Genomic DNA, 13,568 nt, shown 5'->3' with positions numbered 1-13,568 from the left:
GGCCGGACTTCGCCGTCCCGGGTGCGGGCCGGACCTTTGGCCCGCACCTTCGGCCCGCACCCGGGACGCGTCCTCACCCCAGCCGCACCAGCCAGCCCCGCCCCGGCTCCACCCGCAGCGCCTCGCCCGCGGTGAACCTCCGCTCCGGCTGGAACCCCTCGATCGCGGGAGCGTAGGCGGCGACGGGACCCGAAGCCGTGTCGAGCACGACGTCCACCGGCTCCCCGGCCCAGGAGGCCAGCGCCGCCACGGTCCCTCCCGGCCCCTCCCACGTGGTCGCGAGGACATCGTCCCGCCCGGTCCGCACCGCGGGCGCGTCCGTACCGGTGGCCCACCAGCCCGTCATCTCCGCCTCCGGGAGCCGGAGTTGGTCGAAGGCCCGCCACAAGGGCCGTACGTCCGTCATGGGCGCCCGCGCCGTCATCCCGAAGACGAGCCCGCGCCAGGGATTCCCGCCGCCCTCCAGCATCTCGCCCATCAGGCCGAAGGGAATGCCCGAGATCTCGACGAGCCAGTACGCGGGATCACCCCCGGCGTCACCGTCCGCGCCGTCGTAGTCGAAGAGTTCGCCCAGCCAGAGCCTGTCGACGTACGGCAGCAGCTCCGCGTACAGATTGGCGCTGGAGGCGAACCCGTCCGGCTCGCGGAACTGGTTGCAGGAGTGCAGGTCGACCAGGGGCGGCCTGTCGCCGGACGCGGCAAGGACCTTCCTGACCCGCTTCATGGTCGTCCTGTCGTATGCCACGTCGTCGAGATAGAGCCCGTCGACCCCGACGACCCGCCGCAGCCGCTCGATCCCGCTCACATAGGAGTTGTGCCACCGCGAGTCGCCGGACGTGACGACGGCGACATCCCCCACATCGGGCGCCACCCACCCCGGCACGTAGTCCCCGCCCAGATGTTCCCGCAGCCAGGCGTGCCCGCCCCCGGGCCCCGGCGCGAAGATCTCGTCGCCGAGCGATGCGAGCACCGGCAACTCCGGTGTGTGGCGCGTCAGTTCGCGCACCGTGTCGTACACCTTGACCTGGATCCCGAGCCGGTGCGCCTCCTCGGTGTAGGAGTGCAGGGCGTCCGCGCCCAGGAGCGGGTCGTTGATGTACGGATTGGGTGGCGTCGCATGGTGCAGATTGGCGACGTTCGCGCCGTACTCGGCGATCTCCGTGGGGGACGCGTACGCGTGGAAGTAGCGCTCGGAGAGCTGGCGTGCCGGTTCGAGCGGCTTGAAGGGGGTCAGGAGCAGCCGGAACTCGAAGCACCGGCTCTCGCCCGCGCGCAGCGCCAGCGGCCCGCTGAAGGCGCAGAGGCCGCGCACCCCCTCGCTCGTGCGCAGCCGCACCCCGCCCGCCCCGTCGCCCGCCCAGGAGCGCGGTGTGCGCAGGGGCTTCTCGCGGTAGTAGTTGGTGTTGAGCGGCCGTGCGTAGTGCTCGTCGCGCAGGCTGAGCTGGAGCCCGGCGGCCGGGTCGCCGAGCCAGAACGCGTCCTGGTTGCGGGTGGGCGTGTCCCAGCTCCAGTCGTACGCCGCCGGGCACGCCCGGCCGGTCAGGCCGAGCCCCATCGCGTACCGCGCGACCTCCTCGCGCACCGGCACGTCCAGCCGCACGTCGAGCTCGGTGTCGGCGGTGGCCTCGACCGTGGCCCGCACCACGAGGAACCCGTCGGCCTCCAACTCGCCCTCGGTGCGCAGGACCACGTCGCGTCCGGCGGCCCGCGCCGACCAGCCGACCCGCGCCGGGCCGAGCCGGTCGAGGCTGAGCGGTCCATGCTCCAGGGGGCGTCCGATGTCCAGCGTGACGGGCGCGGCGAGCAGGTCGCGCGGCGGTCCGTCGGCGCGCGTGACGCTCGGCGTGAAGGTGGAGACGATCCGCCGGGGGAGTCCCTGCGGGCCGACCTCGACCGTGCGGCCGAGCAGCGACAGGCGCTGCCCGCCATCCTCGGCCACCGCCTCGATCGGCGTGAACGGCGCGACCGGCTCGTCGTCCTGCGCGAGCGCCGAGTCCAGCCACCCGAGCCGCGCGAGCCGCCACGGCTCACCGGCACCGCCGTCGGCGACGACGTCCCGGCCGACGGTGAGGCGCAGCGGCAGTACGCGCTCGGGGACACCGGGCGCGCCGACGGCGATCTCCCCTTCGTAGAGGCCGTGTTGAGCGTCCTCGGGAACTTCGATGCCGAACCACAGAGCGGCCGCGCGCCCCGCGCCGACCGTCACGCGCCGCTCGAAGGCCCTGCCGCGCGCGTCGATGCCGCCCGTGCTGACGCACCGTACGGAGAACGGAAGCCCGCGCACCTCGGCGCGCACCTCGGTCAGCTCCTGGAGCGCGTACACGCCGACCTGTACCGCGTGGAACTCCCCGCGGTCCGCCGTGACGTCGTGCGGCGCGAAGGGTGTGGCCAGGGCCCAGCGTGCGGGAAGCCGTTCGTAGCGGCCGAGCGGATGGGCGCGGTCCTCGCCGAAGAGGAGGAACTGCTCGCCCCCGTAGGCCTGTTGGAGGCGTGCGCGCTCGTCCTCGGTGGCCGCGAAGCCGAGCGGCGCGAAGGAGTCGACCGCGCTCGCCGCCTCGTACGCGACGGCCTCGGCGCGCGGCAGCTTCTCCCAGCCGGTCGCGTCGTGCAGGCCGCAGCGGTGCACCCAGCCGGGGTCGGCCGTCCGCGTCGGGGGCCGGTAGGCGGCCTGCGGATAGTAGGGCTTGCCCGTGTGCGCGTACGGGAGGTAGTGCACGGCGTAGGTGCCGGGGCCGTCCGTCGGCTCGAAGGCGATGCGTCCGGCCTCGTCGGTCACCTCCACGGCCACGGTGTTGCGCACGCGTTCCCCGGAAGGGCCGATGACGATCACGTCCACGGCCCCGGGGTCCGGATCCTGGCGGCGCCACGGCAGTTCGGCCGCGACGGCCGGGGCCGTCCTTTCGGTGGCGGCGGCGCGTACGAGAATCCGGTGGTTACCGTAGACGTCGCTGTCCCAGGAGCCGATCCCGCATGCCAGCTCCGGATGACCAGTCTCACCCATCTGTGCTCCCCCAAGGGCGCTATTTATTAGGTAAGTTTCTCAATCGCTCCGGGTCACCCTGGAGATCAACCGATCACGCTGTCAAGGGGGCGCCTTGAATCGGGGAGACCGGGAGGGGGAGTCCATGAAGAAGGAACCCGTGAATTCCGTGAGTGCCATGAGCGGGGACCCGTCGCTGCTGCGCCGCCTGAACGCGGCCGCCGCCCTGCGGGTGCTGCGCGAGCGGGACGAGATCACCGTGCCCGAACTGGCCACGCTCATCGGCGTGTCGCGGCCCACCGCCCAGGACCTCACGGCCCAGCTCCTGCGCGAGGGCCGCCTGGTGGAGCTGACGCCGGGCAGCGGCAGTGTGGGCAGGCCGGCCCGCAGGTTCCGCTTCCGGGCCGAGGCCGCACACGTCCTGGGCGTCGACATCGGCGCGCACAAGATCCTGGTGCACGCCGCCGACCTGCTCGGCCGCACCGTGGCCACCCAGCGCGTCGCCGTCACGCCCGAACTCCCGGCGGCCCTGCGCCTGGACGCCGTCCGCGAGGCGATCGCGGGCTGCCTGGCCCAGCCCGCAGCGGCACACGTGCGCCCGCTGGCGACCGGCGTCGGCACCAGCGGCATGGTGGACGCGGCGGGCCGCGTGGTGGAGAGCGACTCGCTGCCCCAGTGGACGGGCCTCGACCTCACCCGCGAACTCGCCGACCCGGCCCACGGCCCCGTCGTCGTGGGCAACGACATCCAGCTCGCGACCCTCGCCGAGTGCACCGGGGGAGTGTCGGTGGGCACCGGCGACTGCGTGTACCTGTACGTGGGGAACCGGCTCGGCATCGGCCTGTGGCTCCGCGGCCAGCTGCACCGCGGACACCGTGGCGCGGCCGGGGAGATGGTCGCGGGGGACGGCTGGGAGCGGTGCTACCAGCGGCTCCTGGACTGGTTCGCGGGGCACGAGGGCGCCGACAGGCCCACCCGCGAGAACGCCGCACGCGCGGTGGTGACCGCGGCGGCCGCGGGCGACGGCGGGGCCCGGTACACCCTGCGTGCCTTCGCCGAGGCGCTCGCCGACAGCCTCGCCCGCCACGTCGCCGTGCTCGACCCGCAGTCCGTGGTGCTCGGCGGCGGCATCTCCCGGGCGGGCGCCCTGCTCAGCGAGCCTTTCGCGGCGCGGCTCGGCGCGCTCTGCCCCTACCGGCCGACGGTGCAAACCTCCGTACTCGGCGAGGAATCCACCGCAATCGGGGCAGCTCGCCTCGCACTGGAACACATCGATCACGCCGCGCAGAAAAGTCCAACTCTCTAGGACCGGAAGGTGGTTGACGGGCGGGAGTCACGCTTCGATGATGTGGCTCTCTTTCGGCAAGTTGGCTTCTTAATTGGCCGACTCTCGACGGTCGCCCCGGCTGTCGGCTGCCATTTTTCTGTTCCGTCGTGCCGCCAGGCCAGGGAGTACGTGTGACATCCCCAGCAACGCAACGCAGGCCACGAGCCGCGTCGCCGCCACCACCCGTGTCGGATCCGAAGTCCCCGAACCCGCCGCGCCACCGCCGCGTCCCGCTCCGCGTCCGACTGCGGAACAACTGGGTGATGCTCGCCCTGATGGCCCCGGGCCTGCTCTTCTTCCTGTTCTTCTTCTACGTGCCGATGCTCGGCAACGTCATCGCCTTCCAGGACTACCAGCCCTTCATCGGCTTCAAGGACAGCCCCCTGGTGGGCCTCGCCAACTTCCAGGAGCTCTTCGCCGACCCGGCGTTCTGGGAGGCGGTCCGCAACACCCTGGCGTTCGCCGCGCTCCAGCTGATCTTCTTCTTCCCGGCGCCGCTTGCCCTCGCCCTGCTCATCAACAGCCTGGTCAGCCCGCGCATCAAGAAGTTCGTGCAGAGCGTCGTCTATCTGCCGCACTTCATCTCCTGGGTCCTGGTCGTCGCGCTCTTCCAGCAAGTACTCGGCGGCGCCGGCCTCTTCAGCAACTACCTGCGCGACCACGGCATGTCCGCCCTGGACGTGATGACCGACCCCAGCACCTTCTCGCTCCTCATCACCGGCCAGGTGATCTGGAAGGACATCGGCTGGGGCATGATCATTTACCTGGCCGCGCTCGCGAGCGTCGACCAGAGCCTGTACGAGTCGGCCGCCGTCGACGGCGCCGGACGCTGGCGCCGCATGTGGCACGTCACCCTGCCCGCCGTGCGCGGCGTCACGATCATGCTGCTCGTGCTGCGCCTCGGTGACGTCCTGTCCGTCGGCTTCGAGCAGTTCCTGCTCCAGCGCGATGCGGTCGGCGCCCGCGCGTCGGAAGTCCTCGACACGTACATCTACTACCACGGCGTCGTCTACGGCGACTGGGGCGTCGGCGCCGCCGCGGGCCTGGTCAAGGGCGTCGTCGGAGCCTTGATGATCTACGGCGCCAACAAGGTCGCCCACGCCTTCGGAGAGCACGGGGTGTACAGCAAATGAGCAGCTTCGGATTCCCCCTGCGATCGCCGCGGACGCGCGAGGAGCGGCCCGCCTGGGAAGAGCCGCCGACGAAGATCGGCTCGGCGGCCAAGGCCGTCGTCATCACGGTCATCTGCGCCGTGATGATCCTGCCCTTCCTCACGGTCCTCTCCACCAGCCTGGCCTCCCGCGCGGAGATCACCGAAGCGGGCGGCTTCGTCCTCTTCCCCACGGACCCGACCCTGGAGGCGTACCGCACGATCCTCTCCGGAGGCATCGTCTCCCGCGCCGTCGTCGTCAGCGTCCTGATCACGCTCGTCGGCACGGCCCTCTCCCTCCTGACGACGATCGCGCTCGCCTACGGCCTCAGCAAGCGCGGCGTCCCCGGCAGCAAGCCGATCCTCCTGATGGTGCTCTTCACGCTGCTCTTCGTGCCGGGCATGGTGCCGATGTACGTGGTGGTCAAGGAGCTGGGACTCCTCGATTCCTACTGGTCGTTGATCCTGCCCGTCATGATCAACGCCTTCAACCTGGTCGTCCTGCGGGCCTTCTTCATGAACATCCCCGAGGAGCTCTACCAGGCGGCGCGGATCGACGGCGCGGGTGACTGGCGGATCCTGACCCGCATCGTCCTTCCGCTCTCCAAGGGAGTCGTCGCCGTCGTCGGCCTCTTCTACGCGGTGACGTACTGGAACGCGTTCTTCAACGCGATGCTCTACCTCAACGACTCGGGCAAGTGGCCCATCCAGCTGGTCCTGCGGACGTACGTGGTCCAGGGCAAGTCCATCTCGGGCGACCAGCTCGGCGTCAGCCACATGCCGCCCCAGCAGTCGATCTCCATGGCCGTCGTCATGATCGCGCTCATCCCGATCCTGCTGCTCTTCCCGTTCCTGCAGAAGTACTTCACCAAGGGCGTGCTCACCGGCGCCATCAAGGGCTGAACCTCCCTCCCCCAGAAACGTCCTGCCCCCTGACACCCTTTGCGGAGATTCCCATGACAGGCATGTCCCGACGCACCTTCCTCAGCCTCTCCACGGCCGTCGCGGCGGGCGCGGCCGCCACCTCGCTGACGGGCTGCGGCTCGGGTGCGAAGAAGACGGGCGAGGCGGCGTCGTCGAAGGTGAAGCTGCCTTCGTACGTTCCCTTCAGCAAGGTCAAGCCCGATCTGCCGCCGAACGCGAAGGGCCTCTCGGCCGGGTTCCTTTCGTACCCCAAGGAGTTGGTGCGCAGCGTCCCCAAGACCCCGGGCGACGGGTCGAAGATCACGATGCTGACGGAGATCTGGACGCAGCCGCCGGCCCCGGCCGGCTCCAACGCCCACTGGAAGAAGGTGAACAAGGAGCTCGGTGTCGACCTGGAGGCGATCCTTGGCACCGACCCCGGCTACGAGGAGAAGTTCTCCGCCGTCATCGCGGGCGGCGACCTTCCCGACCTCATGTGGATACCGCCGAACCAGGGAATCCAGCACATCGCCGAACTCCTCGAAGCCAAGTGCGCGGACATCACGGAGTACGTGTCCGGGGACGCGGTGAAGGACTATCCGAACCTCGCCGCGATGACCCCCGAGCACTGGAAGACCGCCGTCGTCAACGGCAAGATCTGGGGCGCACCCAGCCCGTATCCCGCATTCGGACAGGTCTACGGCGGCAATCCGAAGGTCTGGGAGAAGGCGGACGGTCTCTCGGCGAGCAGCCCCGAGGAATTCCTCGCCAAGTGCAAGGAGGTCACGGGCGGCAAGACCTGGGCCCTTGAACCGATCTACGTCAACGCGGCCAGCGTGATGAGCCAGTGTTTCGGTGCCCCCAACAAGTGGCGGCAGAACAAGGACGGTTCGCTCACCTGGTTCCAGGAGACCGACGAGTACACCGAAGCGCTGAACTTCGTCCTGAAGCTGAAGAAGGCCGGGGTCTTCTATCCGGGGAACCCCAAGATGGCCGACGCGTACACCAAGATGGCGCAGGGGGCGATCGGGGCCTGTGTGTTCGCGAATCCGTTCAACGCGCGGAAGGACTCCCGCGTCCAGGACCCCGAGCAGGCCGCCGAGATCCTGATCCCCTTCGGCGTGGGCGGCAGCAAGCCCAAGCACCACTACCACCTCGGCACGATCGGCTACACCGCCGTCAAGAAGGGCGACGAGAAGCGCGTGCGCATGCTGCTCGGCGTGCTCAACTACCTGGCCGCGCCGTTCGGGACCACCGAGCGCGAGTTCCTCGAATTCGGCACCGAGGGCACGGACTTCACGTACGACAAGAACGGCTTCCCGGAGCGCTCGAAGCAGGGCAAGCAGCAGGTCGAGGGCCTCTTCAGCGGACTGACCACGGCGACCACGTCGCCCTTCGCGCTCGTCGCCTCGACCTTCCCGGGCACGGAGCGTGCCCAGGACGTCAAGGACGTCTACGCGGCCGAGCAGAAGCTCATCGAGACCGCCATTCAGAACCCGGTCGTCGGCCACTACTCGGACGCGTACACCCAGCACTACGGCCGCATGTCGACCGAGGCGACCGACCTGGTCAACGACATCGTCAGCGGCCGCAAGAAGCTGAGTGAGTGGAAGCCGTTCTGGGCCGAGTGGAAGAACAAGGGCCTGGAGCAGATGGCACGCGAGTTCCAGAAGTCCATCGAGAGCGCCTGAGCGGCCCCCATCGGGGACTAAGGAACGCGGTCGGCCTTCGCCAGCTCCGACTTCCGGTACGAGTACGCGAAGTAGATGACGAGGCCGACCGCGAACCACACCGCGAACCGCACCCACGTCTGCCACTGCAGGAACGTGATCAGCCAGATGGAGAAGACGACCCCGATGGCGGGCACGACCGGCATCCCGGGGCAGCGGAACGTGCGCGGCAGGTCGGGCTGCTTGTAGCGCAGCACGATCACCGCGATGCACACCACGATGAACGCCAACAGGATGCCGATGTTGGTCAGTTCGGCCGCCTCGCCGATCGGCAGGAATCCCGCGATGGCGGCCGACGCGAAGCCGACGATCCACGTCACGCGCGTCGGCACGTGCCGGGTCTTGTGGGTCTTGGCGAACCACTTCGGCAGCAGTCCGTCGCGGGACATGCTGAACCACACGCGGGTGACGCCGAGCATGAAGGTGAACATCACGGTGAGGATGCCGATGATCGCGCCGACCGCGATGACGTCGGCGAGACCGCCCAGGCCCACCGACTTGAACGCGGTGGAGAATCCGCTCTCCGGGTCGATGTCCTTGTAGTTCTGCATGCCCGTGAGGACGAGACAGGCCAGGACGTACAGGACCATCGAGATCGCCAGCGAGTAGAGGATCGCTTTCGGCATGTGGCGCTGCGCGTCCTTGGACTCCTCGGCGGCGGTGCTCATGGCGTCGTAGCCGAACACCGCGAAGAAGACCGTGGCCGCGCCCGTGAACGCCCCGCTGACCCCGAAGGGGAAGAACGGCTCGTAGTTCCCGGTGTTGATGTGGAAGAAGCCGACCGCGATCACCACGATCACGACGATGACCTTCAGGACGACCACGACCATCTCGAAGCGCGCCGCGTTCTTGATGCCGAGGGTCAGCAGATAGGCGATGAGCAGGCACAGGACCGCGGCGAACAGGTCGACCTTGTGCCCGTCGCCCGTGCCGGGCGCCCCCAGCATCCAGTTCGGCAGCTCGGCACCCATGTCGTTGATCAGGAAGTTGAAGTAGCCCGAGATGCCGATCGCGACCACCGCCACGATCGCCGTGTACTCGAGCAGCAGGTCCCAGCCGATGAACCAGCCGGCGAGTTCGCCGAGGACGACATAGCCGTAGGTGTACGCCGATCCCGCCTTCGGGATGAGGCCCGCGAACTCGGCGTACGAGAAGGCCGCCGCCGCGCTCGCGACACCGGCGATGAGGAAGGAGATGAGGACGGCGGGTCCGGCCGTGCCGTTGGCCACCGTCCCGGCGAGGGTGAAGATGCCGGCGCCGATGATGCCGCCGACCCCGATCGCGGTGAGCTGCCAGAGGCCGAGGGAACGGGAGAGCCCGCCACCTGCCCCGCCTTCGGTCTCTTCGATGTGTTCGATGGGCTTGCGGCGCATAACGCCGTGCCCCATCCGGAGTCCCGCCATGAGCTCCACCTTTTCGCAGACGGCAGTCGGCTGATGGCGGATCATGATGGCCCAGGCATGCGCATGACGGAAGACGCCACACCCCTCACACCTGTGAGGGTTCAGCACTCTGGCGGGTGCGGGTTACGGCACCACGGTGACGGGCCAGCGGCCCGCCTTGACCAGTCGTACCGCGACCGAGCCGACGATCCGGTGGCCCGCCTGCTCGGACGCGCCGACGACCACGGCGTCGGCCTTGAGGTCGTCCGCCGCGGTGACCAGACCGCTGAAGGGGTCGCCGCGGAAGGTGTGGAACTCCCAGCGCACGTCGAATATGTCCTTCACCCGCTCGGCGGCGTCCCTGATCTCGGTGATGAGGGACTCGGCGATCTCGTCGGTCGTGTCGGCCACCGGGGCCCCGAGGGCGGCGCCCGCGGCCATCACCGGCTGGACGTAGACGACGGCGAGCAACGCGTGCTGCCGACGCGCCAGGCCTCCGGCATATGCCGCGGCCCGGAGCGAGGAGTCCGACCCGTCGACACCGACGACGATCACCTTCGGGCCGTCGGTACCGCGTTCGAACTGGTGGGAGTGGTCTGCAGTCACGCCGAGAGGCTATCGGAGGCCGTCGGGCGCCCTCGTCGTGGGCGGGCCTCGCGTGCGGCGTGGGCAGGTCTCCCGTGCGGCGAGCGGGGCCTGGCGGGGGCCCGTGCTCGACGAGCGACCCGGGCCGACCCTTCCTAGGGTCGATCCATGAGCACCAGCGTGGAGAGGCCCGGCACCGAGCCGCAGCGCGGACGACACCGCTTCCTGAAACGCGTGCCGGAAGGATTCGCCACCTTCTTCGGCGTCCTGGGCCTCTTCTGCGCGATCCTCGCGATCATCGCCCCGCTGCGCCACCTCCTGCGCCCGGTGGTCCGAGTCCTGGACCTCCTCACGGTCCCGGTGAGCCCCAACCTGGCGTACGCCGTCTTCCTCTTCCTCCTCGCGGCGGCGACAGCGGCCCGCAAGAAGGTCGCCTGGTGGCTCGTCATCGTCTACCTGGGCCTTCTCCTCGCCTTCGACGTGCTCGGCATCGCCCTCGGCTTCTGGGCGGACTCGCTCCCCTCGCTCATCGTCTGCGCCATCGCCTTCGTGCTCCTGGTCCTGGCCCGCAAGGAGTTCTCCGCGGACTCCCGCCGCGGCGCCGTCCGGCGGGCCGTCCTGGTGCTCGTCGCGGGCCTCGCCGTGGCGATCCTGGTCGGCTGGGGACTCGTCGCGCTCTTCCCGGGTACGCTGCCGCGCGGCGAGGCCCTGCCCTGGGCGGCGAACCGCGTCTGCGGCGGGCTCTTCACCGGCCACGACTACTTCGACGGCAGGCCCCCGCGCGCCCTGCACTTCTGGCTCGGCCTCTTCGGCGCCCTCGCCCTCCTGAACGCCGCCGCGGCCCTCTTCCGCTCCCAGCGCATGGAAGCCGCCCTGCACGGCGACGAGGAACCCCGCATCCGCGCGCTGCTCGGCACGTACGGCGCCCAGGACTCGCTCGGCTACTTCGCCACCCGGCGCGACAAGGCCGTCGTCTTCTCGCCCAGCGGCAAGGCCGCCGTCACCTACCGCGTCGAGGCGGGCGTCTGCCTGGCCAGCGGCGACCCCGTCGGCGACCGCGAGGCCTGGCCGCACGCGATCGGCGCCTGGCTGGACGTGGCCCGGCAGTACGCCTGGGCGCCCGCCGTGATGGGCGCGTCCGAGGAGGGCGCCACCGCGTACGCACGCTCCGGGCTCGGCGCGCTCCAGCTCGGCGACGAGGCGATCCTGCACGTCGCGGACTTCGACCTGGACGGCCGCGACATGCGCGTCGCGCGGCAGGCGGTGAACCGCGTCCGCCGCACCGGCGCCACCACCCGCATCCGCCGCCACTCCACCCTCACCGACGAGGAGATGGAGGAGACCATCGACAAGGCGGACGCCTGGCGGGACACCGAGACCGAGCGTGGCTTCTCCATGGCGCTCGACCGACTCGGCGACCCCGAGGACGGCGACTGCCTGCTCGTGGAGGCCCTGGACGCCGACGGCAGGCTCATCGCCCTGCTCTCCCTCGTCCCCTGGGGCAAGGACGGCATCTCCCTCGACCTGATGCGCCGCGACCGGGCGACCGCGCCCAACGGCGTCATGGAGTTCATGGTCGCCGAACTCTGCGCGGGCGCGGGCAAGTTCGGCGTGCGTCGCATCTCCCTGAACTTCGCCGTCTTCCGCTCGGTCTTCGAGGAGGGCGCCCGCATCGGAGCCGGTCCCGTCCTGCGGCTGTGGCGCAAGCTGCTCCTCTTCTTCTCCAAGTGGTGGCAGCTCGAAGCGCTCTACCGCTCCAACGCCAAGTACCACCCCGAGTGGTATCCCCGCTTCATCTGTTACGGCGACGCGGGAGCCCTCGCCCGGATCAGCCTCGCCTCGGGCATCGCGGAAGGCTTCGTCTCCGTGCCCTCGCTGCGCAAGCTCTGGGGCAAGGGACGCGGGGCCAAGGGAGTCACCAAGCCCACCAGCACGGCGGGCCTCCCGCCGATCTCCGCCCTCGGCCTCGCGGGCCAGGGGGACGCGGCCGACGCCGACCCGCTGGCGGCGCTGCCCGACCAGGTCCGCATCCGCCACCGCAAGCTGGAGCGGCTGCGCGCCGACGGCGTCGACCCGTACCCCGTGGGCCTCCCGCCGCGCACCCACACCCTCGCCGATGTGACGCCCGCCCTGACGGGGGAGCAGGTCACGGTCGCGGGCCGCGTCATGCTCGTACGCGACTTCGGCGGGGTCGTCTTCGCCGTCCTGCGCGACTGGTCCGGCGACCGCCAACTCGCCCTGACCCGCGAGCGGTCGGGCCCCGACGTCCTGGACCGCTTCACCTCCGGCACCGACATCGGCGACCACGTCACCGCCACCGGCACGGTAGGCGCAAGCGACCAGGGCGAGCTCACCGTCTTCGTCACCGGCTGGCAGCTCACCGGCAAGTGCCTGCGCCCGCTGCCCGACAAGCACCGCGGGCTCGCCGACCCCGAGGCCAAGGTCCGCCGCCGCTATCTCGACCTGGTCGCGAGCCCCGGCGCACGCGATGTCGTCCGGGCCCGCTCCACCGCCGTACAGGCGCTGCGCCAGGGCCTGTTGGACCGCGGCTATCTCGAGGTCGAGACCCCGATGCTCCAGCAGATCCACGGCGGCGCCAACGCCCGCCCCTTCACCACCCACATCAACGCCTACGACCTCGACCTGTATCTGCGCATCGCGCCCGAGCTGTATCTGAAGCGGCTCTGCGTCGGCGGCATGGAGAAGGTCTTCGAGATGGGCCGCACCTTCCGCAACGAGGGCGTGAGCTACAAGCACAACCCCGAGTTCACGATGCTGGAGGCCTACCAGGCCTTCGCCGACTACGACGTGATGCTCGACCTCACCCGCGAACTCATCCAGGGCGCCGCCACCGCGGCCTTCGGCTCACCCGTGGCCCGCAAGGCCGACGCAGACGGGCGGCTCACCGAGCACGACATCTCCGGCTCCTGGCCGGTCAAGACGGTCTACGGCGCGATCTCCGAAGCACTCGGCGACGAGGTCGACGCGGACACCCCACTGCCGCGGCTGCACCGGCTCTGCGACCGCGCCAATGTCCCGTACCGGCCGGACGACGGCCGCGGTGACGTCGTACTGGAGATGTACGAGCGGCTCGTCGAGGAGAAGACGAAGCTGCCCACCTTCTACAAGGACTTCCCGACCGACGTCTCCCCGCTGACCCGGCAGCACCGCACCGACCCGCGCCTCGCCGAGCGCTGGGACCTGGTCGCCTTCGGCACCGAACTGGGCACCGCCTACTCGGAGTTGACCGACCCCGTAGAGCAGCGCCGCCGCCTCACCGCCCAGTCGCTGCTCGCCGCCGGGGGAGACCCGGAGGCCATGGAACTGGACGAGGACTTCCTCGACGCCCTGGAGTACGCCATGCCGCCCACCGGCGGACTCGGCATCGGCGTGGACCGGCTCGTCATGTTCCTCACCGGCCTGACGATCCGGGAGACGCTGCCCTTCCCGCTCGTACGCCGTCGTTGACCTCTCTCGACTGATCTCTCTCGTCCTTCTGCTGGTCCCATCG

At 70.2% G+C, this 13,568-nt stretch carries 8 protein-coding genes; 5 read left to right on the top strand and 3 right to left on the bottom strand.

Translation table 11 applies throughout. From position 1 onward, the window contains the following. Positions 1–73: 73 nt before the first annotated feature. The gene (locus tag ABZ833_RS04600; protein WP_361040892.1) at positions 74–3,001 is read right to left on the bottom strand and encodes a glycoside hydrolase domain-containing protein; all 2,928 of its coding nucleotides are present in this window, start codon (positions 2,999–3,001) and stop codon (positions 74–76) included. A 124-nt stretch (positions 3,002–3,125) separates the two neighbouring features. Here ABZ833_RS04600 and ABZ833_RS04595 point away from each other — a divergent pair, with 124 nt between their 5' ends. From ABZ833_RS04595 to ABZ833_RS04580, 4 genes are all read left to right on the top strand, one after another. After that, the gene (locus ABZ833_RS04595; protein ID WP_361040890.1) at positions 3,126–4,286 is read left to right on the top strand and encodes an ROK family transcriptional regulator; all 1,161 of its coding nucleotides are present in this window, start codon (positions 3,126–3,128) and stop codon (positions 4,284–4,286) included. A 206-nt stretch (positions 4,287–4,492) separates the two neighbouring features. Then, entirely contained in the window at positions 4,493–5,440 is a 948-nt protein-coding gene (locus ABZ833_RS04590; protein ID WP_361041368.1) for an ABC transporter permease subunit, read from the top strand. Beyond that, on the top strand, positions 5,437–6,360 hold the full coding sequence (locus ABZ833_RS04585; RefSeq protein ID WP_361040887.1) for a carbohydrate ABC transporter permease: 924 nt from the start codon (positions 5,437–5,439) through the stop codon (positions 6,358–6,360). The genes ABZ833_RS04590 and ABZ833_RS04585 overlap by 4 nt, the downstream gene beginning before the upstream one ends. 62 nt (positions 6,361–6,422) lie before the next feature. Continuing rightward, positions 6,423–8,051: an extracellular solute-binding protein gene (locus ABZ833_RS04580; protein ID WP_361040884.1), complete on the top strand. Its 1,629-nt coding sequence runs from the start codon at positions 6,423–6,425 to the stop codon at positions 8,049–8,051. Positions 8,052–8,068: 17 nt separating this feature from the next. Here the strand turns inward: ABZ833_RS04580 and ABZ833_RS04575 are convergent, their stop codons facing one another. Then, positions 8,069–9,493 carry an amino acid permease gene (locus tag ABZ833_RS04575; RefSeq protein ID WP_361040881.1) on the bottom strand — a complete coding sequence of 475 codons (1,425 nt, stop codon included), beginning with the start codon at positions 9,491–9,493 and terminating at the stop codon, positions 8,069–8,071. A 123-nt stretch (positions 9,494–9,616) separates the two neighbouring features. Continuing rightward, on the bottom strand, positions 9,617–10,078 hold the full coding sequence (locus tag ABZ833_RS04570; protein WP_361040879.1) for a universal stress protein: 462 nt from the start codon (positions 10,076–10,078) through the stop codon (positions 9,617–9,619). Between the two features lie 147 nt (positions 10,079–10,225). Between ABZ833_RS04570 and lysX the strand changes: the two genes are divergently transcribed. Then, positions 10,226–13,525: a bifunctional lysylphosphatidylglycerol synthetase/lysine--tRNA ligase LysX gene (gene lysX, locus ABZ833_RS04565; protein ID WP_361040877.1), complete on the top strand. Its 3,300-nt coding sequence runs from the start codon at positions 10,226–10,228 to the stop codon at positions 13,523–13,525. The last annotated feature ends 43 nt before the right edge of the window (positions 13,526–13,568 follow it).

This window comes from Streptomyces sp. NPDC047525 (genome assembly GCF_040643025.1).
Lineage (GTDB): Bacteria > Actinomycetota > Actinomycetes > Streptomycetales > Streptomycetaceae > Streptomyces > Streptomyces durmitorensis.
Note: the sequence above shows the minus strand (reverse complement) of the source record. Positions and strands in the feature narration are given on the sequence as shown.